The organism is Methylobacterium phyllosphaerae, from assembly GCF_001936175.1.
Taxonomy (GTDB): Bacteria; Pseudomonadota; Alphaproteobacteria; order Rhizobiales; family Beijerinckiaceae; genus Methylobacterium; species Methylobacterium fujisawaense.
Genome location: NZ_CP015367.1, coordinates 877,382 through 900,896 on the forward strand (window position 1 = coordinate 877,382; position 23,515 = coordinate 900,896).

The following is a 23,515-nucleotide window of genomic DNA, read 5'->3' on the forward strand; positions in this document are numbered from 1 at the left end:
GCAACGTTGTTTGCTTCGGCCTCAATGTAGTTAATTTGAAACAATTTCCTCCGACAAAAGATGACCTAGTTTTTTTCTATTTCCACGTTCTTCTATTATGGATTCGTGATTCGCATCAAAAGGTACAATTTTCATGCGGTGCCACATTTCATTTTTGCGCCAAGACTCCGTCGCAGAGACGGAAATTTCATTCTCCAAATCAGAAGAGGAGGCGATTATATGAAGGATATTGTACCGACCGACGGTCGGCTCATACCTCGAACATAGTTCGCTATACAAATAACAGTTATAAACTATTTTATCGAAATTCTCGTGAGAACCAAACAATTCAGGGATGTATTCGGAAGTTGCAGAGAGTTCGCCCGCAAGACATTCCAAGCGTAATTTTTCGTTATTCAAAGCGTCCCTCCTCAACATGTTGCTGAGTATATTCTTCGATATATCACTCTTCCGAGTAGATCGACCACGCAAAATTGCTGTATCAATCAGTCCGACAAACGACACATTTTCGTCTGTATTTGCCAGCTGTTGAGCTATGGCGCAGGCCAGCAGCCCACCAGAAGAATACCCCAGCAATCGGTAAGGCCCATTCTTCTGCACTGATCTCATGGACTCGCATATCTGTTCTGCAAGTTGATTCAAGTCTCTGAACGCAGATAGAGAGTTTGGCCAAATTATCGCGTAAATAGAAATCTTATCGCTCAGAAATTTCGACAACTCATGGACATATGAAATATCGCCGTGCCCGGTTGGCAACGCAAACAAAACTATATCGGATTTGCCCTTTCTTATCTCGACAATGCTGCCCTCCGCAAGTTGATTGCCTTGCAATACAACAGCCAAATCTTGCAATTTGGGGTTTTGAAAAATCTGATTAACACTTAATGCAGAGGCGTAGCCGAGCTGACGCAGGCGGCTGAGCAGGCGAACGGCCAGGAGGGAGTGGCCGCCGAGTTCGAAGAAGCTGTCGTGGCGGCCGACCCGCTCGACCCCGAGCAGTTCCTGCCAGAGGCCGGCCAGGACGGCCTCGATCCCCTCCCGCGGCGGCTCGTAGGCCTGGCGGGCGTAGGCGTCGACGTCCGGATCCGGCAGCGCGCGGCGGTCCAGCTTGCCGTTGGGGGTGAGCGGCAGGGCGTCGAGGCGCACGAAGGCGGCCGGGACCATGTAGTCGGGCAGGCGGGCGCTCAGATGGGCGCGCAGCGATCCGGCGAGATCCTCCTCCGGCGCGGCCACCACGTAGGCGACCAGGCGCTGGGCCGAGCCCTCGCCCCGGGCGACGACGGCGGCCTCGCGCACGGCGGCGTGTTCGGCCAGGCGCGCCTCGATCTCGCCCGGCTCGATGCGGAAGCCGCGGATCTTGACCTGATCGTCGTTGCGACCGAGGAACTCGATGTTGCCGTCGGGCAGGTAGCGGGCCAGATCGCCGGTCCGGTACATCCGCGCGCCCGGTGCGGGGCTGAACGGGTCCTTCAGGAAGCGCTCGGCGGTCAGGTCGGGGCGGTTGAGGTAGCCCCGGGCCACGCCCGCGCCGCCGATGTACAGCTCGCCCACGGCGCCCAGCGGCACCGGCGCGCCGGACCCGTCCAGGATGTAGATCCGCGTGTTGGCGATCGGACGACCGATATTGTTTATACGCTTCGAGTTCCTATGAATTTTTCGCCAAGTAGAGTAGACAGTTGTCTCTGTTGGGCCATATATATTAGATATACTGCTTACCTCACCGCGATTAAATATTTCCTTTATCAGCTCTTGACTAAGTGGTTCCCCGCAGAGATTAACACACCTCGCCTTAATAAGATCTTCGGAGGCCATTAACGCGTTATTTAAACTAGATGGGACAGTGTTTATCAAAGATATATCATCAATGAAAGTTTTTTTCGACATAATATTGTCAGCAACAATCAGTTTTGTACCAAAACTGAGTGGATAAAACATTTCGTATACTGATAAATCAAAATTTATTGACGTAGAAAATAATACTGATTCACTCTCCGAGAAGGAATATTCCTTATAGCTCCAATATACAAGATTTATAATTTGAGCATGTTCGATCATGACACCTTTTGGCGTTCCGGTGGATCCGGAGGTGTAGATGACGTAGGCGAGATGGCCGGCGGTGAGGCCGAGCTCGGCCGGATCGGGATCGCCCTCGGGCAGCCCGGCCTCGCCGGGCAGCGGCCGGTCGAGCGCCAGCACCGTGTGCCCGGAACAGGCCTCGCCCAGAACCGCGCGCCCGACGCCGTCCGTCAGCAGTAGCCGCGGACCCGCATCCGCCAGGATCCGGCCCAGGCGCTCCGACGGGTAGGCCGGATCGAGCGGCACGTAGGCCCCGCCCGCCTTCAGGATCGCCAGAAGCCCGACCACCATCGCCGGGCTGCGCTCCAGGCAGATCGCCACCCGTTCGTCGGGTCGGACCCCCAGGCCGATCAGGTGATGCGCCAGGCGGTTCGCACGCCGGTTCAACTCGCCGTAGCTGAGGCTGACCTCGTCCTGCACCAGGGCGGTCGCGTCCGGGTTGCGGCGCACCTGCTCCTCGAACAGCTGGTGGACGCACAGCTCCGAGGGATAGGCCGCCTCGGTGCGGTTCCAGGTCTCGAGCAGAAGCTCGCGCTCCGCCCGGGGCAGCACGTCGAGCCGACGGACCGGCGTGGTGGGGGCGTGCTCCAGCGCCTCGACGAGGCTCTCCAGCGATCGCCGCATGAGCGCGCAGACCCGGTCGGGGGAGAGCGGCTGAACGACCTGTGCCGTCAGGCCGAGGGCGTGGCCGTAATCCTCGACCGACAAGATAAAGGGGTAGTTCGTGCGCTCCTCGCCGCCGAGCCACTCGATCCCCGCCAGGGCGTGGGATCGGTCCTCGACGGCAGGCGCGGCGACGTTGTGCCGGTAGTTGAGCAGGGCGCTGAACAGCGGGGTCGGCGCGGCCACGGCGCTGCAGCGCTGGGCCAGGGCGAGCGAGCCGTGCTCGTGGCGCAGCAGGTCGGCGAGCCGGGCATGGGTCTGGCGCACGCTTGTCTCGACATCGACGTCACCGAGATCAAGCCGCAACGGCAGCGTGTTGATGAACAGGCCCATGGCCTGATCGGCGCCGTCGCCGGCCCGCATGCGCCCGAACAGGACCGTGCCGAACACGACCTGCTCACGGCCGCTGGTTCGAGCGATCACCTGTCCCCAGGCGAGGTGACACAGGCTGGCCAGGCTGACGCCGAGCCGCCGGGCCTGGGCGCGGAGCTGGTCGTTGAGCCCTGGAGGCAGGTCCCACCGCGCCTCCTGCACGGCGGTGCCGTCGCGGCGCACATCCAGCAGGCCGAACGGGGCGGTCGGCTCATCGATGTCGGCCAGCATGCTGCGGAAGAAGCGCTCGTGCTCCTCCTGCGGGATGCCCAGGCGCGCTTGCGCGATCAGGTCGCGATAGGGACGGGGCGGGGCCAACTCCGCGCCGCGGCCGGAGAGAAACGCCTCGACCTCCGCCCGGCTCACCTCCAAGGTGGAGTGATCGACAATGAGGTGATGCTGAAGTTCGTGCACCAGCCAGCGCTCAGTGCCGGGCTCGCGCGCGATGGCATAGCGCAGCAGGGGGGCCTGGGTCAGATCGATCCGGAAGTGGCGCGGATCGAAGCGGCGCGCCATCTGCTCGGGGCCGGGACCGCCATGGGGATCGAGCTCGACCTCCGTGACGACGAGCGGCGCCTTGCGCCAGACCACCTGAGCCGGAACGGACAGCTGATCCCACACGAAGGCGGTGCGCAGGATGTCGTGGCGATCGACCACCCGTTGCATGGCCGCAAGATACCGATCGAGAAGCGCGCGATCGGGGAAGGCCATCTGGCTGGCCTGGAGATAGGGATCGCCGTCGCTGGCCAGCAGGTGATGGAACAGTATCCCGTCCTGCAGAGGGGACAGGCTGTAGATGTCCTGGACGTTCCCCACGCCCCCGGGAACACCCGCGACGATGCGCTCGATATCCGCCTGCGTCAGCTCGATCAGCGGCAGCATGCCCGGCGTGATCACACGGGTTCCTGCCGCGATCACGTAATCTGGGAGTGCGACCTTCCCGTCCTGATACTGAACGGCGGCAAAGGCCTCCAGGGTAGGGCTGGCGAACAGATCCCGGACTTCTGCGGCGTAGCCGAGCTGACGCAGGCGGCTGAGCAGGCGAACGGCCAGGAGGGAGTGGCCGCCGAGTTCGAAGAAGCTGTCGTGGCGGCCGACCCGCTCGACCCCGAGCAGTTCCTGCCAGAGGCCGGCCAGGACGGCCTCGATCCCCTCCCGCGGCGGCTCGTAGGCCTGGCGGGCGTAGGCGTCGACGTCCGGATCCGGCAGCGCGCGGCGGTCCAGCTTGCCGTTGGGGGTGAGCGGCAGGGCGTCGAGGCGCACGAAGGCGGCCGGGACCATGTAGTCGGGCAGGCGGGCGCTCAGATGGGCGCGCAGCGATCCGGCGAGATCCTCCTCCGGCGCGGCCACCACGTAGGCGACCAGGCGCTGGGCCGAGCCCTCGCCCCGGGCGACGACGGCGGCCTCGCGCACGGCGGCGTGTTCGGCCAGGCGCGCCTCGATCTCGCCCGGCTCGATGCGGAAGCCGCGGATCTTGACCTGATCGTCGTTGCGACCGAGGAACTCGATGTTGCCGTCGGGCAGGTAGCGGGCCAGATCGCCGGTCCGGTACATCCGCGCGCCCGGTGCGGGGCTGAACGGGTCCTTCAGGAAGCGCTCGGCGGTCAGGTCGGGGCGGTTGAGGTAGCCCCGGGCCACGCCCGCGCCGCCGATGTACAGCTCGCCCACGGCGCCCAGCGGCACCGGCGCGCCGGACCCGTCCAGGATGTAGATCCGCGTGTTGGCGATCGGACGACCGATCGGCACAATTCCATTCTGATTGTCGGCAGAATAAATACCATCGACGGCAACGTCAGTGATCTCGGTCGGACCGTAGCTGTTTACGATAGAAACTTCCTTGCCGATCCCGGCCCATACAGGAAGCTGATCGATCTTGATCTGTTCACCACCGAGAACAACGAAACGCAACTTCCGCGGAGGCGTCGGGGCTTCGCCTGATGCGACGTAAAACTGCGAGGGTGCGCAGTTTAGAACTGCAGAGTGCGTATCGTGTACAAGATTGATGAGTGAGCTTCCCGCAAACGAGCTTGGAGGCGCCAGCACCACGACGGCGCTTGAGATCAAAGGAGAAAATATGTTCTTCAAGGTCAAATCAAAGGAAAACGACGAAACTAAGAGAACTCTATCCCCGGGCCGGAGAAAAACACGGGCATAATGCAGATACAGATTTGTACAGCCTGTGTGATGCGCCATGACGCCTTTTGGCGTTCCGGTGGACCCGGAGGTGTAGATGACGTAGGCGAGATGGCCGGCGGTGAGGCCGAGCTCGGCCGGATCGGGATCGCCCTCGGGCAGCCCGGCCTCGCCGGGCAGCGGCCGGTCGAGCGCCAGCACCGTGTGCCCGGAACAGGCCTCGCCCAGAACCGCGCGCCCGACGCCGTCCGTCAGCAGTAGCCGCGGACCCGCATCCGCCAGGATCCGGCCCAGGCGCTCCGACGGGTAGGCCGGATCGAGCGGCACGTAGGCCCCGCCCGCCTTCAGGATCGCCAGAAGCCCGACCACCATCGCCGGGCTGCGCTCCAGGCAGATCGCCACCCGTTCGTCGGGTCGGACCCCCAGGCCGATCAGGTGATGCGCCAGGCGGTTCGCACGCCGGTTCAACTCGCCGTAGCTGAGGCTGACCTCGTCCTGCACCAGGGCGGTCGCGTCCGGGCTGCGGCGCACCTGCTCCTCGAACAGCTGGTGGACGCACAGCTCCGAGGGATAGGCCGCCTCGGTGCGGTTCCAGGTCTCGAGCAGAAGCTCGCGCTCCGCCCGGGGCAGCACGTCGAGCCGACGGACCGGAAGGGCCGGCTCGGCGACCATGGCTTCGAGCACGGTGAGCAGATAGCCCAGATGCCGCTCGACCGTTGCGGCATCGAACAGCGCCGTCGCGTAGCCAAGGGCGCCGCCGATGCCGTCCTCGCTCTCGGACAGAGACAACTCGAGGTCGAACTTGGCCACATCGTACGGAAGCCCAGCCGGCTCGGCCTCCAGCCCCGGCAGGACCAGCCTGGCCTCCTCGGTGTTCTGCCAAGCGAACATGACCTGGAACAGCGGCGTGTGATCCAGACGCCGCGGCGGCTGGACGATCTCGACCACCTGCTCGAAGGGCAGATCCTGGTTGTCCTGCGCGTCCAGGGCGGCCCGACGCACCCGAGCCAGCACTTCGCCCACAGCCGGCTCACCCGACAGGTCGAGCCGCAGGGCCAGCGTGTTCACGAAGAAGCCGATCAGCCCCTCCGTCTCCGTCCGGCCACGGTTGGCCGTCGGCGTGCCGATGACGAGGTCGTCCTGACCGGACAGCCGAGCGAGCACCGCGGCCCAAGCCGCGAGCACGGTCATGAACAAGGTCACGCCGTGTTGCCGGCTCAGATCCTTGAGCGCCCGGGACAGGCTGGCCTCGATGCGCACCGGGAGCGAGCCGCCGGCGAAGGATTGCTGGGCCGGACGCGGACGGTCGGTCGGCAGGGCGAGCAGGACCGGCGCATCCGCCAGAACCCGGCGCCAGTATCCAGCCTGGGCCTCGAGGCGCTCGCCGCTGAGCCAGCGGCGCTGCCAAGCCGCGTAGTCCGGGTACTGAAGCGCCAGAGGTGCCAGAGGGTCCGGGCGCCCCTGGCTGAAGGCGGCGTACAGAGACCCGAGTTCCCTGAGCAGCACGGCGGCAGACCAGCCGTCGGAGACGATGTGGTGCTGGGTCAGCACGAAGACATGGTCGGCCTCTCCCAGACGGATCAGGCAGCCGCGGATCAAGGGCCCTCGGGCCAGATCGAACGGGGATTGGACCTCCTGGGCACACAGCCGCTCAAGCTGCACCTCTGCATCGGCGGCACCGTACAGGTCGTGCCGGGCGAGGGGCAGGCCGGTTCCGGACGGAAGCAGTTCGACCCGAGGCAGGCCCTCGGGGGCGCTGAACAGACTGCGCAGGGCCTCGTGACGGTCCAGGATCCGATCCAGGCTTCGTTGCAGAGCCGGGACGTCGAGCTCTCCGCGCAGGCGCAGGGCCAGAGGCACGTGGTAGGTCGCGCTCACGCCATCGAGCTGCGCCAGGAACCACAGGCGCTGCTGGGCGAAGGACGGCGCCAGAGGCGCGTCACGGGAGACCGGCTCGATCGACGGCAGCGCCTGGGGCCCTGAACGGACAAGGGCGCCGTCGATGGTCGCCGCCAAGCCGGCCAGATCCGGGCTGCCGAACAGGGCCGCCAGAGGCAGCTGCACGCCCAGGGCCTGCGGCAGGCGGCTGAGCAGGCGAACGGCCAGGAGGGAGTGGCCGCCGAGTTCGAAGAAGCTGTCGTGGCGGCCGACCCGCTCGACCCCGAGCAGTTCCTGCCAGAGGCCGGCCAGGACGGCCTCGATCCCCTCCCGCGGCGGCTCGTAGGCCTGGCGGGCGTAGGCGTCGACGTCCGGATCCGGCAGCGCGCGGCGGTCCAGCTTGCCGTTGGGGGTGAGCGGCAGGGCGTCGAGGCGCACGAAGGCGGCCGGGACCATGTAGTCGGGCAGGCGGGCGCTCAGATGGGCGCGCAGCGATCCGGCGAGATCCTCCTCCGGCGCGGCCACCACGTAGGCGACCAGGCGCTGGGCCGAGCCCTCGCCCCGGGCGACGACGGCGGCCTCGCGCACGGCGGCGTGTTCGGCCAGGCGCGCCTCGATCTCGCCCGGCTCGATGCGGAAGCCGCGGATCTTGACCTGATCGTCGTTGCGACCGAGGAACTCGATGTTGCCGTCGGGCAGGTAGCGGGCCAGATCGCCGGTCCGGTACATCCGCGCGCCCGGTGCGGGGCTGAACGGGTCCTTCAGGAAGCGCTCGGCGGTCAGGTCGGGGCGGTTGAGGTAGCCCCGGGCCACGCCCGCGCCGCCGATGTACAACTCGCCCACGGCGCCCAGCGGCACCGGCGCGCCGGACCCATCCAGGATGTAGATCCGCGTGTTGGCGATCGGACGACCGATCGGCACAACATCGCCCGCATAACCAGCCGGACATCGCCACGACGTGACATGGATCGCCGCCTCGGTCGGACCATAGAGGTTGTGCAACTCGGCCCGCGGCAACAAATGGCAGAACTTGCGAAGGCTGGCAGCCTGCAGCGCCTCACCGCTGCAGATGACCCGCAACAACGACGCACAGCTGGCCGCCCCCTCTGTCTCGAGGAAAACCGATAGCATCGAGGGCACGAAGTGGATTGTCGTCACCCCCCGCCGGTTGATCGATCTGATGAGCGCGGCAGGATCTTTATGCTCTTCTGGGAGAGCGAGTACGAGCGTCGCCCCCGCAAGAAGCGTCCAGAAGAATTCGCAAACAGAGACATCGAAGCTGAAGGGCGTCTTCTGCAACACCACGTCCTGCTGGCTGAGACAGTAGACTTGCTGTGTCCGGAACAAACAATTGACGATGGCTCTATGCTCGTTGAGCGCACCTTTTGGCGTTCCGGTGGACCCGGAGGTGTAGATGACGTAGGCGAGGTGGCCGGCGGTGAGGCCGAGCTCGGCCGGATCGGGATCGCCCTCGGGCAGCCCGGCCTCGCCGGGCAGCGGCCGGTCGAGCGCCAGCACCGTGTGCCCGGAACAGGCCTCGCCCAGAACCGCGCGCCCGACGCCGTCCGTCAGCAGTAGCCGCGGACCCGCATCCGCCAGGATCCGGCCCAGGCGCTCCGACGGGTAGGCCGGATCGAGCGGCACGTAGGCCCCGCCCGCCTTCAGGATCGCCAGAAGCCCGACCACCATCGCCGGGCTGCGCTCCAGGCAGATCGCCACCCGTTCGTCGGGTCGGACCCCCAGGCCGATCAGGTGATGCGCCAGGCGGTTCGCACGCCGGTTCAACTCGCCGTAGCTGAGGCTGACCTCGTCCTGCACCAGGGCGGTCGCGTCCGGGCTGCGGCGCACCTGCTCCTCGAACAGCTGGTGGACGCACAGCTCCGAGGGATAGGCCGCCTCGGTGCGGTTCCAGGTCTCGAGCAGAAGCTCGCGCTCCGCCCGGGGCAGCACGTCGAGCCGACGGACCGGAAGGGCCGGCTCGGCGACCATGGCTTCGAGCACGGTGAGCAGATAGCCCAGATGCCGCTCGACCGTTGCGGCATCGAACAGCGCCGTCGCGTAGCCAAGGGCGCCGCCGATGCCGTCCTCGCTCTCGGACAGAGACAACTCGAGGTCGAACTTGGCCACATCGTACGGAAGCCCAGCCGGCTCGGCCTCCAGCCCCGGCAGGACCAGCCTGGCCTCCTCGGTGTTCTGCCAAGCGAACATGACCTGGAACAGCGGCGTGTGATCCAGACGCCGCGGCGGCTGGACGATCTCGACCACCTGCTCGAAGGGCAGATCCTGGTTGTCCTGCGCGTCCAGGGCGGCCCGACGCACCCGAGCCAGCACTTCGCCCACAGCCGGCTCACCCGACAGGTCGAGCCGCAGGGCCAGCGTGTTCACGAAGAAGCCGATCAGCCCCTCCGTCTCCGTCCGGCCACGGTTGGCCGTCGGCGTGCCGATGACGAGGTCGTCCTGACCGGACAGCCGAGCGAGCACCGCGGCCCAAGCCGCGAGCACGGTCATGAACAAGGTCACGCCGTGTTGCCGGCTCAGATCCTTGAGCGCCCGGGACAGGCTGGCCTCGATGCGCACCGGGAGCGAGCCGCCGGCGAAGGATTGCTGGGCCGGACGCGGACGGTCGGTCGGCAGGGCGAGCAGGACCGGCGCATCCGCCAGAACCCGGCGCCAGTATCCAGCCTGGGCCTCGAGGCGCTCGCCGCTGAGCCAGCGGCGCTGCCAAGCCGCGTAGTCCGGGTACTGAAGCGCCAGAGGTGCCAGAGGGTCCGGGCGCCCCTGGCTGAAGGCGGCGTACAGAGACCCGAGTTCCCTGAGCAGCACGGCGGCAGACCAGCCGTCGGAGACGATGTGGTGCTGGGTCAGCACGAAGACATGGTCGGCCTCTCCCAGACGGATCAGGCAGCCGCGGATCAAGGGCCCTCGGGCCAGATCGAACGGGGATTGGACCTCCTGGGCACACAGCCGCTCAAGCTGCACCTCTGCATCGGCGGCACCGTACAGGTCGTGCCGGGCGAGGGGCAGGCCGGTTCCGGACGGAAGCAGTTCGACCCGAGGCAGGCCCTCGGGGGCGCTGAACAGACTGCGCAGGGCCTCGTGACGGTCCAGGATCCGATCCAGGCTTCGTTGCAGAGCCGGGACGTCGAGCTCTCCGCGCAGGCGCAGGGCCAGAGGCACGTGGTAGGTCGCGCTCACGCCATCGAGCTGCGCCAGGAACCACAGGCGCTGCTGGGCGAAGGACGGCGCCAGAGGCGCGTCACGGGAGACCGGCTCGATCGACGGCAGCGCCTGGGGCCCTGAACGGACAAGGGCGCCGTCGATGGTCGCCGCCAAGCCGGCCAGATCCGGGCTGCCGAACAGGGCCGCCAGAGGCAGCTGCACGCCCAGGGCCTGCGGCAGGCGGCTGAGCAGGCGAACGGCCAGGAGGGAGTGGCCGCCGAGTTCGAAGAAGCTGTCGTGGCGGCCGACCCGCTCGACCCCGAGCAGTTCCTGCCAGAGGCCGGCCAGGACGGCCTCGATCCCCTCCCGCGGCGGCTCGTAGGCCTGGCGGGCGTAGGCGTCGACGTCCGGATCCGGCAGCGCGCGGCGGTCCAGCTTGCCGTTGGGGGTGAGCGGCAGGGCGTCGAGGCGCACGAAGGCGGCCGGGACCATGTAGTCGGGCAGGCGGGCGCTCAGATGGGCGCGCAGCGATCCGGCGAGATCCTCCTCCGGCGCGGCCACCACGTAGGCGACCAGGCGCTGGGCCGAGCCCTCGCCCCGGGCGACGACGGCGGCCTCGCGCACGGCGGCGTGTTCGGCCAGGCGCGCCTCGATCTCGCCCGGCTCGATGCGGAAGCCGCGGATCTTGACCTGATCGTCGTTGCGACCGAGGAACTCGATGTTGCCGTCGGGCAGGTAGCGGGCCAGATCGCCGGTCCGGTACATCCGCGCGCCCGGTGCGGGGCTGAACGGGTCCTTCAGGAAGCGCTCGGCGGTCAGGTCGGGGCGGTTGAGGTAGCCCCGGGCCACGCCCGCGCCGCCGATGTACAGCTCGCCCACGGCGCCCAGCGGCACCGGCGCGCCGGACCCGTCCAGGATGTAGATCCGCGTGTTGGCGATCGGACGACCGATCGGCACAACATCGCCCGCATAACCAGCCGGACATTGCCACGACGTTGCAACAACGGTCGTCTCGGTCGGACCATAATTATTAACTAACTTGGCCCCTGAAACGAATTGACCAACATCGTTAGTCAGGCGATCACCGCCAACCAGAACATATTCGAGATCGCTATCGGACTGCACTTGATCTTTGGCGGCATTAAATAGCGCGGTCGCCATAAATTTTACGCTTGCCTTTTCATTGACAAGCCAGTGAACCGTCTTAACGACATCATTGGTGGCACTTTTTGATAATAGAATTGCCATAGATCCGCTGGCAATTGCAGGCCACAACTCCCAACCGCTAGCATCAAAAGATAGATTGGCCGCTACAGTACATCTACACCCAAGAACAAGATCAAATCTATCGACATGCCAACAGATAAGATTATTCAATCCCCGATGTTCGACCATGACGCCTTTTGGCGTTCCGGTGGATCCGGAGGTGTAGATGACGTAGGCGAGGTGGCCGGCGGTGAGGCCGAGCTCGGCCGGATCGGGATCGCCCTCGGGCAGCCCGGCCTCGCCGGGCAGCGGCCGGTCGAGCGCCAGCACCGTGTGCCCGGAACAGGCCTCGCCCAGAACCGCGCGCCCGACGCCGTCCGTCAGCAGTAGCCGCGGACCCGCATCCGCCAGGATCCGGCCCAGGCGCTCCGACGGGTAGGCCGGATCGAGCGGCACGTAGGCCCCGCCCGCCTTCAGGATCGCCAGAAGCCCGACCACCATCGCCGGGCTGCGCTCCAGGCAGATCGCCACCCGTTCGTCGGGTCGGACCCCCAGGCCGATCAGGTGATGCGCCAGGCGGTTCGCACGCCGGTTCAACTCGCCGTAGCTGAGGCTGACCTCGTCCTGCACCAGGGCGGTCGCGTCCGGGCTGCGGCGCACCTGCTCCTCGAACAGCTGGTGGACGCACAGCTCCGAGGGATAGGCCGCCTCGGTGCGGTTCCAGGTCTCGAGCAGAAGCTCGCGCTCCGCCCGGGGCAGCACGTCGAGCCGACGGACCGGCGTGGTGGGGGCGTGCTCCAGCGCCTCGACGAGGCTCTCCAGCGATCGCCGCATGAGCGCGCAGACCCGGTCGGGGGAGAGCGGCTGAACGACCTGTGCCGTCAGGCCGAGGGCGTGGCCGTAATCCTCGACCGACAAGATAAAGGGGTAGTTCGTGCGCTCCTCGCCGCCGAGCCACTCGATCCCCGCCAGGGCGTGGGATCGGTCCTCGACGGCAGGCGCGGCGACGTTGTGCCGGTAGTTGAGCAGGGCGCTGAACAGCGGGGTCGGCGCGGCCACGGCGCTGCAGCGCTGGGCCAGGGCGAGCGAGCCGTGCTCGTGGCGCAGCAGGTCGGCGAGCCGGGCATGGGTCTGGCGCACGCTTGTCTCGACATCGACGTCACCGAGATCAAGCCGCAACGGCAGCGTGTTGATGAACAGGCCCATGGCCTGATCGGCGCCGTCGCCGGCCCGCATGCGCCCGAACAGGACCGTGCCGAACACGACCTGCTCACGGCCGCTGGTTCGAGCGATCACCTGTCCCCAGGCGAGGTGACACAGGCTGGCCAGGCTGACGCCGAGCCGCCGGGCCTGGGCGCGGAGCTGGTCGTTGAGCCCTGGAGGCAGGTCCCACCGCGCCTCCTGCACGGCGGTGCCGTCGCGGCGCACATCCAGCAGGCCGAACGGGGCGGTCGGCTCATCGATGTCGGCCAGCATGCTGCGGAAGAAGCGCTCGTGCTCCTCCTGCGGGATGCCCAGGCGCGCTTGCGCGATCAGGTCGCGATAGGGACGGGGCGGGGCCAACTCCGCGCCGCGGCCGGAGAGAAACGCCTCGACCTCCAAACGAAAGATAAACATTGATGATGCGTCATCGACTAAGTGATGCTGCAGTTCATGCAGCAGCCAGCGCTCAGTGCCGGGCTCGCGCGCGATGGCATAGCGCAGCAGGGGGGCCTGGGTCAGATCGATCCGGAAGTGGCGCGGATCGAAGCGGCGCGCCATCTGCTCGGGGCCGGGACCGCCATGGGGATCGAGCTCGACCTCCGTGACGACGAGCGGCGCCTTGCGCCAGACCACCTGAGCCGGAACGGACAGCTGATCCCACACGAAGGCGGTGCGCAGGATGTCGTGGCGATCGACCACCCGTTGCACGGCCGCAAGATACCGATCGAGAAGCGCGCGATCGGGGAAGGCCATCTGGCTGGCCTGGAGATAGGGATCGCCGTCGCTGGCCAGCAGGTGATGGAACAGTATCCCGTCCTGCAGAGGGGACAGGCTGTAGATGTCCTGGACGTTCCCCACGCCCCCGGGAACACCCGCGACGATGCGCTCGATATCCGCCTGCGTCAGCTCGATCAGCGGCAGCATGCCCGGCGTGATCACTCGGGCATGATGCGGTACTGCTAAAGTCTCTCTGTCTGCGACTTCATCTCTATAATCGTCTTCTTTGAGTGAATTATTGCTTTTCAAATAATCAATGATTTCATTTTTATTCGAAGAAATAAACAAAATATCATTTTTAGAAATTGCTCTTGATTTACCCGAGATTAAAATCTTATCATCTCTCACCGAAATACTATTGCCTGCGGAGGTGATATAGTTGATAAAATCTCTTATATTCATATTTCCACCGTGATAATTTCATCCAATGTTTGCGAAAACTCAAAGAGTTTTGGGCAAACAAACAGATCCCGGACTTCTGCGGCGTAGCCGAGCTGACGCAGGCGGCTGAGCAGGCGAACGGCCAGGAGGGAGTGGCCGCCGAGTTCGAAGAAGCTGTCGTGGCGGCCGACCCGCTCGACCCCGAGCAGTTCCTGCCAGAGGCCGGCCAGGACGGCCTCGATCCCCTCCCGCGGCGGCTCGTAGGCCTGGCGGGCGTAGGCGTCGACGTCCGGATCCGGCAGCGCGCGGCGGTCCAGCTTGCCGTTGGGGGTGAGCGGCAGGGCGTCGAGGCGCACGAAGGCGGCCGGGACCATGTAGTCGGGCAGGCGGGCGCTCAGATGGGCGCGCAGCGATCCGGCGAGATCCTCCTCCGGCGCGGCCACCACGTAGGCGACCAGGCGCTGGGCCGAGCCCTCGCCCCGGGCGACGACGGCGGCCTCGCGCACGGCGGCGTGTTCGGCCAGGCGCGCCTCGATCTCGCCCGGCTCGATGCGGAAGCCGCGGATCTTGACCTGATCGTCGTTGCGACCGAGGAACTCGATGTTGCCGTCGGGCAGGTAGCGGGCCAGATCGCCGGTCCGGTACATCCGCGCGCCCGGTGCGGGGCTGAACGGGTCCTTCAGGAAGCGCTCGGCGGTCAGGTCGGGGCGGTTGAGGTAGCCCCGGGCCACGCCCGCGCCGCCGATGTACAACTCGCCCACGGCGCCCAGCGGCACCGGCGCGCCAGACCCGTCCAAAAGATAGAGACGAAGATCCGGTAATTTCTTGCCGATCGGACTTGCATTAAGATAAGTATCTTTTCTATTTATTAATCGACATGTTACATGTACAGTCGTCTCAGTTATTCCATACATATTATATATTTCAGGACCACATTCCGGATGTGCCTTATACCATTCCCTAAGATTGGACGTTTCAAAAGCCTCTCCCCCAAATATTATTTTCTTCAGGCTTGTCTGACATTTATTTGCGAGGTGCTCTGCCAAAAATACTTTAAAATAAGTCGGTGTTTGATTTAGTACCGTTATATTCTGGTCGCACACTAATCGATAGAATATACTAGGCGAACGAATGGCGTCAGCAGAAGCAATTACTAATTTTCCACCATAACGCAGCGCCCCCCAAATCTCCCACACAGAAAAATCAAAACTGAAAGAGTGAAATAAACACCAAACATCATTTGATCCGAATGAATAAATATCATCAGTAGAAGAAAACAATCGCTCAACTTGAGCATGTTCGATCATGACACCTTTTGGCGTTCCGGTGGATCCGGAGGTGTAGATGACGTAGGCGAGATGGCCGGCGGTGAGGCCGAGCTCGGCCGGATCGGGATCGCCCTCGGGCAGCCCGGCCTCGCCGGGCAGCGGCCGGTCGAGCGCCAGCACCGTGTGCCCGGAACAGGCCTCGCCCAGAACCGCGCGCCCGACGCCGTCCGTCAGCAGTAGCCGCGGACCCGCATCCGCCAGGATCCGGCCCAGGCGCTCCGACGGGTAGGCCGGATCGAGCGGCACGTAGGCCCCGCCCGCCTTCAGGATCGCCAGAAGCCCGACCACCATCGCCGGGCTGCGCTCCAGGCAGATCGCCACCCGTTCGTCGGGTCGGACCCCCAGGCCGATCAGGTGATGCGCCAGGCGGTTCGCACGCCGGTTCAACTCGCCGTAGCTGAGGCTGACCTCGTCCTGCACCAGGGCGGTCGCGTCCGGGCTGCGGCGCACCTGCTCCTCGAACAGCTGGTGGACGCACAGCTCCGAGGGATAGGCCGCCTCGGTGCGGTTCCAGGTCTCGAGCAGAAGCTCGCGCTCCGCCCGGGGCAGCACGTCGAGCCGACGGACCGGAAGGGCCGGCTCGGCGACCATGGCTTCGAGCACGGTGAGCAGATAGCCCAGATGCCGCTCGACCGTTGCGGCATCGAACAGCGCCGTCGCGTAGCCAAGGGCGCCGCCGATGCCGTCCTCGCTCTCGGACAGAGACAACTCGAGGTCGAACTTGGCCACATCGTACGGAAGCCCAGCCGGCTCGGCCTCCAGCCCCGGCAGGACCAGCCTGGCCTCCTCGGTGTTCTGCCAAGCGAACATGACCTGGAACAGCGGCGTGTGATCCAGACGCCGCGGCGGCTGGACGATCTCGACCACCTGCTCGAAGGGCAGATCCTGGTTGTCCTGCGCGTCCAGGGCGGCCCGACGCACCCGAGCCAGCACTTCGCCCACAGCCGGCTCACCCGACAGGTCGAGCCGCAGGGCCAGCGTGTTCACGAAGAAGCCGATCAGCCCCTCCGTCTCCGTCCGGCCACGGTTGGCCGTCGGCGTGCCGATGACGAGGTCGTCCTGACCGGACAGCCGAGCGAGCACCGCGGCCCAAGCCGCGAGCACGGTCATGAACAAGGTCACGCCGTGTTGCCGGCTCAGATCCTTGAGCGCCCGGGACAGGCTGGCCTCGATGCGCACCGGGAGCGAGCCGCCGGCGAAGGATTGCTGGGCCGGACGCGGACGGTCGGTCGGCAGGGCGAGCAGGACCGGCGCATCCGCCAGAACCCGGCGCCAGTATCCAGCCTGGGCCTCGAGGCGCTCGCCGCTGAGCCAGCGGCGCTGCCAAGCCGCGTAGTCCGGGTACTGAAGCGCCAGAGGTGCCAGAGGGTCCGGGCGCCCCTGGCTGAAGGCGGCGTACAGAGACCCGAGTTCCCTGAGCAGCACGGCGGCAGACCAGCCGTCGGAGACGATGTGGTGCTGGGTCAGCACGAAGACATGGTCGGCCTCTCCCAGACGGATCAGGCAGCCGCGGATCAAGGGCCCTCGGGCCAGATCGAACGGGGATTGGACCTCCTGGGCACACAGCCGCTCAAGCTGCACCTCTGCATCGGCGGCACCGTACAGGTCGTGCCGGGCGAGGGGCAGGCCGGTTCCGGACGGAAGCAGTTCGACCCGAGGCAGGCCCTCGGGGGCGCTGAACAGACTGCGCAGGGCCTCGTGACGGTCCAGGATCCGATCCAGGCTTCGTTGCAGAGCCGGGACGTCGAGCTCTCCGCGCAGGCGCAGGGCCAGAGGCACGTGGTAGGTCGCGCTCACGCCATCGAGCTGCGCCAGGAACCACAGGCGCTGCTGGGCGAAGGACGGCGCCAGAGGCGCGTCACGGGAGACCGGCTCGATCGACGGCAGCGCCTGGGGCCCTGAACGGACAAGGGCGCCGTCGATGGTCGCCGCCAAGCCGGCCAGATCCGGGCTGCCGAACAGGGCCGCCAGAGGCAGCTGCACGCCCAGGGCCTGCGGCAGGCGGCTGAGCAGGCGAACGGCCAGGAGGGAGTGGCCGCCGAGTTCGAAGAAGCTGTCGTGGCGGCCGACCCGCTCGACCCCGAGCAGTTCCTGCCAGAGGCCGGCCAGGACGGCCTCGATCCCCTCCCGCGGCGGCTCGTAGGCCTGGCGGGCGTAGGCGTCGACGTCCGGATCCGGCAGCGCGCGGCGGTCCAGCTTGCCGTTGGGGGTGAGCGGCAGGGCGTCGAGGCGCACGAAGGCGGCCGGGACCATGTAGTCGGGCAGGCGGGCGCTCAGATGGGCGCGCAGCGATCCGGCGAGATCCTCCTCCGGCGCGGCCACCACGTAGGCGACCAGGCGCTGGGCCGAGCCCTCGCCCCGGGCGACGACGGCGGCCTCGCGCACGGCGGCGTGTTCGGCCAGGCGCGCCTCGATCTCGCCCGGCTCGATGCGGAAGCCGCGGATCTTGACCTGATCGTCGTTGCGACCGAGGAACTCGATGTTGCCGTCGGGCAGGTAGCGGGCCAGATCGCCGGTCCGGTACATCCGCGCGCCCGGTGCGGGGCTGAACGGGTCCTTCAGGAAGCGCTCGGCGGTCAGGTCGGGGCGGTTGAGGTAGCCCCGGGCCACGCCCGCGCCGCCGATGTACAACTCGCCCACGGCGCCCAGCGGCACCGGCGCGCCGGACCCGTCCAGGATGTAGATCCGCGTGTTGGCGATCGGACGACCGATCGGCACAACATCATCAAGCAGAGATATTTCATGAGCAATATCATAAATGACACAACCAACCACCGTTTCGGTTGGCCCGTATTCGTTAACTATTCTGCTTCTTTTAAAAGACCGACGAATTAGTTCTATTGTACTTTTTGTTAATCTCTCGCCACCAATGACAAATAGAGTGTGATAAGATATTCCGTTTTTTTGAAAATTCTCAGCTAGAGACGCGTCTATGAAAGAAGGCGTCAGTTTCAGCATCACATCGTTTGCATTTAAATTGCATCTTATACTGTATGCTTGATTTTGATCAGATACCAATCGAATGAAGCCGCCAGAGAGTAGAGGACAAAATAGACTTGTTATAGTACCATCAAATGAAATAGATGACGAAACCACGGAATTCCTTGGTTCGTATGCATATACTGCCCACGTTAAATAATTATTCAATCCCCGATGTTCGATCATGACACCTTTTGGCGTTCCGGTGGATCCGGAGGTGTAGATGACGTAGGCGAGATGGCCGGCGGTGAGGCCGAGCTCGGCCGGATCGGGATCGCCCTCGGGCAGCCCGGCCTCGCCGGGCAGCGGCCGGTCGAGCGCCAGCACCGTGTGCCCGGAACAGGCCTCGCCCAGAACCGCGCGCCCGACGCCGTCCGTCAGCAGTAGCCGCGGACCCGCATCCGCCAGGATCCGGCCCAGGCGCTCCGACGGGTAGGCCGGATCGAGCGGCACGTAGGCCCCGCCCGCCTTCAGGATCGCCAGAAGCCCGACCACCATCGCCGGGCTGCGCTCCAGGCAGATCGCCACCCGTTCGTCGGGTCGGACCCCCAGGCCGATCAGGTGATGCGCCAGGCGGTTCGCACGCCGGTTCAACTCGCCGTAGCTGAGGCTGACCTCGTCCTGCACCAGGGCGGTCGCGTCCGGGCTGCGGCGCACCTGCTCCTCGAACAGCTGGTGGACGCACAGCTCCGAGGGATAGGCCGCCTCGGTGCGGTTCCAGGTCTCGAGCAGAAGCTCGCGCTCCGCCCGGGGCAGCACGTCGAGCCGACGGACCGGAAGGGCCGGCTCGGCGACCATGGCTTCGAGCACGGTGAGCAGATAGCCCAGATGCCGCTCGACCGTTGCGGCATCGAACAGCGCCGTCGCGTAGCCAAGGGCGCCGCCGATGCCGTCCTCGCTCTCGGACAGAGACAACTCGAGGTCGAACTTGGCCACATCGTACGGAAGCCCAGCCGGCTCGGCCTCCAGCCCCGGCAGGACCAGCCTGGCCTCCTCGGTGTTCTGCCAAGCGAACATGACCTGGAACAGCGGCGTGTGATCCAGACGCCGCGGCGGCTGGACGATCTCGACCACCTGCTCGAAGGGCAGATCCTGGTTGTCCTGCGCGTCCAGGGCGGCCCGACGCACCCGAGCCAGCACTTCGCCCACAGCCGGCTCACCCGACAGGTCGAGCCGCAGGGCCAGCGTGTTCACGAAGAAGCCGATCAGCCCCTCCGTCTCCGTCCGGCCACGGTTGGCCGTCGGCGTGCCGATGACGAGGTCGTCCTGACCGGACAGCCGAGCGAGCACCGCGGCCCAAGCCGCGAGCACGGTCATGAACAAGGTCACGCCGTGTTGCCGGCTCAGATCCTTGAGCGCCCGGGACAGGCTGGCCTCGATGCGCACCGGGAGCGAGCCGCCGGCGAAGGATTGCTGGGCCGGACGCGGACGGTCGGTCGGCAGGGCGAGCAGGACCGGCGCATCCGCCAGAACCCGGCGCCAGTATCCAGCCTGGGCCTCGAGGCGCTCGCCGCTGAGCCAGCGGCGCTGCCAAGCCGCGTAGTCCGGGTACTGAAGCGCCAGAGGTGCCAGAGGGTCCGGGCGCCCCTGGCTGAAGGCGGCGTACAGAGACCCGAGTTCCCTGAGCAGCACGGCGGCAGACCAGCCGTCGGAGACGATGTGGTGCTGGGTCAGCACGAAGACATGGTCGGCCTCTCCCAGACGGATCAGGCAGCCGCGGATCAAGGGCCCTCGGGCCAGATCGAACGGGGATTGGACCTCCTGGGCACACAGCCGCTCAAGCTGCACCTCTGCATCGGCGGCACCGTACAGGTCGTGCCGGGCGAGGGGCAGGCCGGTTCCGGACGGAAGCAGTTCGACCCGAGGCAGGCCCTCGGGGGCGCTGAACAGACTGCGCAGGGCCTCGTGACGGTCCAGGATCCGATCCAGGCTTCGTTGCAGAGCCGGGACGTCGAGCTCTCCGCGCAGGCGCAGGGCCAGAGGCACGTGGTAGGTCGCGCTCACGCCATCGAGCTGCGCCAGGAACCACAGGCGCTGCTGGGCGAAGGACGGCGCCAGAGGCGCGTCACGGGAGACCGGCTCGATCGACGGCAGCGCCTGGGGCCCTGAACGGACAAGGGCGCCGTCGATGGTCGCCGCCAAGCCGGCCAGATCCGGGCTGCCGAACAGGGCCGCCAGAGGCAGCTGCACGCCCAGGGCCTGCGGCAGGCGGCTGAGCAGGCGAACGGCCAGGAGGGAGTGGCCGCCGAGTTCGAAGAAGCTGTCGTGGCGGCCGACCCGCTCGACCCCGAGCAGTTCCTGCCAGAGGCCGGCCAGGACGGCCTCGATCCCCTCCCGCGGCGGCTCGTAGGCCTGGCGGGCGTAGGCGTCGACGTCCGGATCCGGCAGCGCGCGGCGGTCCAGCTTGCCGTTGGGGGTGAGCGGCAGGGCGTCGAGGCGCACGAAGGCGGCCGGGACCATGTAGTCGGGCAGGCGGGCGCTCAGATGGGCGCGCAGCGATCCGGCGAGATCCTCCTCCGGCGCGGCCACCACGTAGGCGACCAGGCGCTGGGCCGAGCCCTCGCCCCGGGCGACGACGGCGGCCTCGCGCACGGCGGCGTGTTCGGCCAGGCGCGCCTCGATCTCGCCCGGCTCGATGCGGAAGCCGCGGATCTTGACCTGATCGTCGTTGCGACCGAGGAACTCGATGTTGCCGTCGGGCAGGTAGCGGGCCAGATCGCCGGTCCGGTACATCCGCGCGCCCGGTGCGGGGCTGAACGGGTCCTTCAGGAAGCGCTCGGCGGTCAGGTCGGGGCGGTTGAGGTAGCCCCGGGCCACGCCCGCGCCGCCGATGTACAGCTCGCCCACGGCGCCCAGCGGCACCGGCGCGCCGGACCCGTCCAGGATGTAGATCCGCGTGTTGGCGATCGGACGACCGATCGGCACAACATCGCCCGCATAACCAGCCGGACATTGCCACGACGTTGCAACAACGGTCGTCTCGGTCGGACCATAATTATTAACTAACTTGGCCCCTGAAACGAATTGACCAACATCGTTAGTCAGGCGATCACCGCCAACCAGAACATATTCGAGATCGCTATCGGACTGCACTTGATCTTTGGCGGCATTAAATAGCGCGGTCGCCATAAATTTTACGCTTGCCTTTTCATTGACAAGCCAGTGAACCGTCTTAACGACATCATTGGTGGCACTTTTTGATAATAGAATTGCCATAGATCCGCTGGCAATTGCAGGCCACAACTCCCAACCGCTAGCATCAAAAGATAGATTGGCCGCTACAGTACATCTACACCCAAGAACAAGATCAAATCTATCGACATGCCAACAGATAAGATTATTCAATCCCCGATGTTCGACCATGACGCCTTTTGGCGTTCCGGTGGATCCGGAGGTGTAGATGACGTAGGCGAGGTGGCCGGCGGTGAGGCCGAGCTCGGCCGGATCGGGATCGCCCTCGGGCAGCCCGGCCTCGCCGGGCAGCGGCCGGTCGAGCGCCAGCACCGTGTGCCCGGAACAGGCCTCGCCCAGAACCGCGCGCCCGACGCCGTCCGTCAGCAGTAGCCGCGGACCCGCATCCGCCAGGATCCGGCCCAGGCGCTCCGACGGGTAGGCCGGATCGAGCGGCACGTAGGCCCCGCCCGCCTTCAGGATCGCCAGAAGCCCGACCACCATCGCCGGGCTGCGCTCCAGGCAGATCGCCACCCGTTCGTCGGGTCGGACCCCCAGGCCGATCAGGTGATGCGCCAGGCGGTTCGCACGCCGGTTCAACTCGCCGTAGCTGAGGCTGACCTCGTCCTGCACCAGGGCGGTCGCGTCCGGGCTGCGGCGCACCTGCTCCTCGAACAGCTGGTGGACGCACAGCTCCGAGGGATAGGCCGCCTCGGTGCGGTTCCAGGTCTCGAGCAGAAGCTCGCGCTCCGCCCGGGGCAGCACGTCGAGCCGACGGACCGGCGTGGTGGGGGCGTGCTCCAGCGCCTCGACGAGGCTCTCCAGCGATCGCCGCATGAGCGCGCAGACCCGGTCGGGGGAGAGCGGCTGAACGACCTGTGCCGTCAGGCCGAGGGCGTGGCCGTAATCCTCGACCGACAAGATAAAGGGGTAGTTCGTGCGCTCCTCGCCGCCGAGCCACTCGATCCCCGCCAGGGCGTGGGATCGGTCCTCGACGGCAGGCGCGGCGACGTTGTGCCGGTAGTTGAGCAGGGCGCTGAACAGCGGGGTCGGCGCGGCCACGGCGCTGCAGCGCTGGGCCAGGGCGAGCGAGCCGTGCTCGTGGCGCAGCAGGTCGGCGAGCCGGGCATGGGTCTGGCGCACGCTTGTCTCGACATCGACGTCACCGAGATCAAGCCGCAACGGCAGCGTGTTGATGAACAGGCCCATGGCCTGATCGGCGCCGTCGCCGGCCCGCATGCGCCCGAACAGGACCGTGCCGAACACGACCTGCTCACGGCCGCTGGTTCGAGCGATCACCTGTCCCCAGGCGAGGTGACACAGGCTGGCCAGGCTGACGCCGAGCCGCCGGGCCTGGGCGCGGAGCTGGTCGTTGAGCCCTGGAGGCAGGTCCCACCGCGCCTCCTGCACGGCGGTGCCGTCGCGGCGCACATCCAGCAGGCCGAACGGGGCGGTCGGCTCATCGATGTCGGCCAGCATGCTGCGGAAGAAGCGCTCGTGCTCCTCCTGCGGGATGCCCAGGCGCGCTTGCGCGATCAGGTCGCGATAGGGACGGGGCGGGGCCAACTCCGCGCCGCGGCCGGAGAGAAACGCCTCGACCTCCAAACGAAAGATAAACATTGATGATGCGTCATCGACTAAGTGATGCTGCAGTTCATGCAGCAGCCAGCGCTCAGTGCCGGGCTCGCGCGCGATGGCATAGCGCAGCAGGGGGGCCTGGGTCAGATCGATCCGGAAGTGGCGCGGATCGAAGCGGCGCGCCATCTGCTCGGGGCCGGGACCGCCATGGGGATCGAGCTCGACCTCCGTGACGACGAGCGGCGCCTTGCGCCAGACCACCTGAGCCGGAACGGACAGCTGATCCCACACGAAGGCGGTGCGCAGGATGTCGTGGCGATCGACCACCCGTTGCACGGCCGCAAGATACCGATCGAGAAGCGCGCGATCGGGGAAGGCCATCTGGCTGGCCTGGAGATAGGGATCGCCGTCGCTGGCCAGCAGGTGATGGAACAGTATCCCGTCCTGCAGAGGGGACAGGCTGTAGATGTCCTGGACGTTCCCCACGCCCCCGGGAACACCCGCGACGATGCGCTCGATATCCGCCTGCGTCAGCTCGATCAGCGGCAGCATGCCCGGCGTGATCACTCGGGCATGATGCGGTACTGCTAAAGTCTCTCTGTCTGCGACTT

At 66.3% G+C, this 23,515-nt stretch carries 1 protein-coding gene and 1 pseudogene; both read right to left on the reverse strand.

Translation table 11 applies throughout. The annotated features are described in order from the left end of the window. Positions 1-30: 30 nt before the first annotated feature. The gene (locus tag MCBMB27_RS04055) at positions 31-13,869 is read right to left on the reverse strand and encodes a non-ribosomal peptide synthetase (RefSeq protein ID WP_083683365.1); all 13,839 of its coding nucleotides are present in this window, start codon (positions 13,867-13,869) and stop codon (positions 31-33) included. Continuing rightward, positions 13,866-23,471, reverse strand: a pseudogene (locus tag MCBMB27_RS04060) (non-ribosomal peptide synthetase); the annotation flags it as partial. The pseudogene MCBMB27_RS04060 and the gene MCBMB27_RS04055, both read right to left, overlap by 4 nt. Positions 23,472-23,515 lie beyond the last annotated feature (44 nt).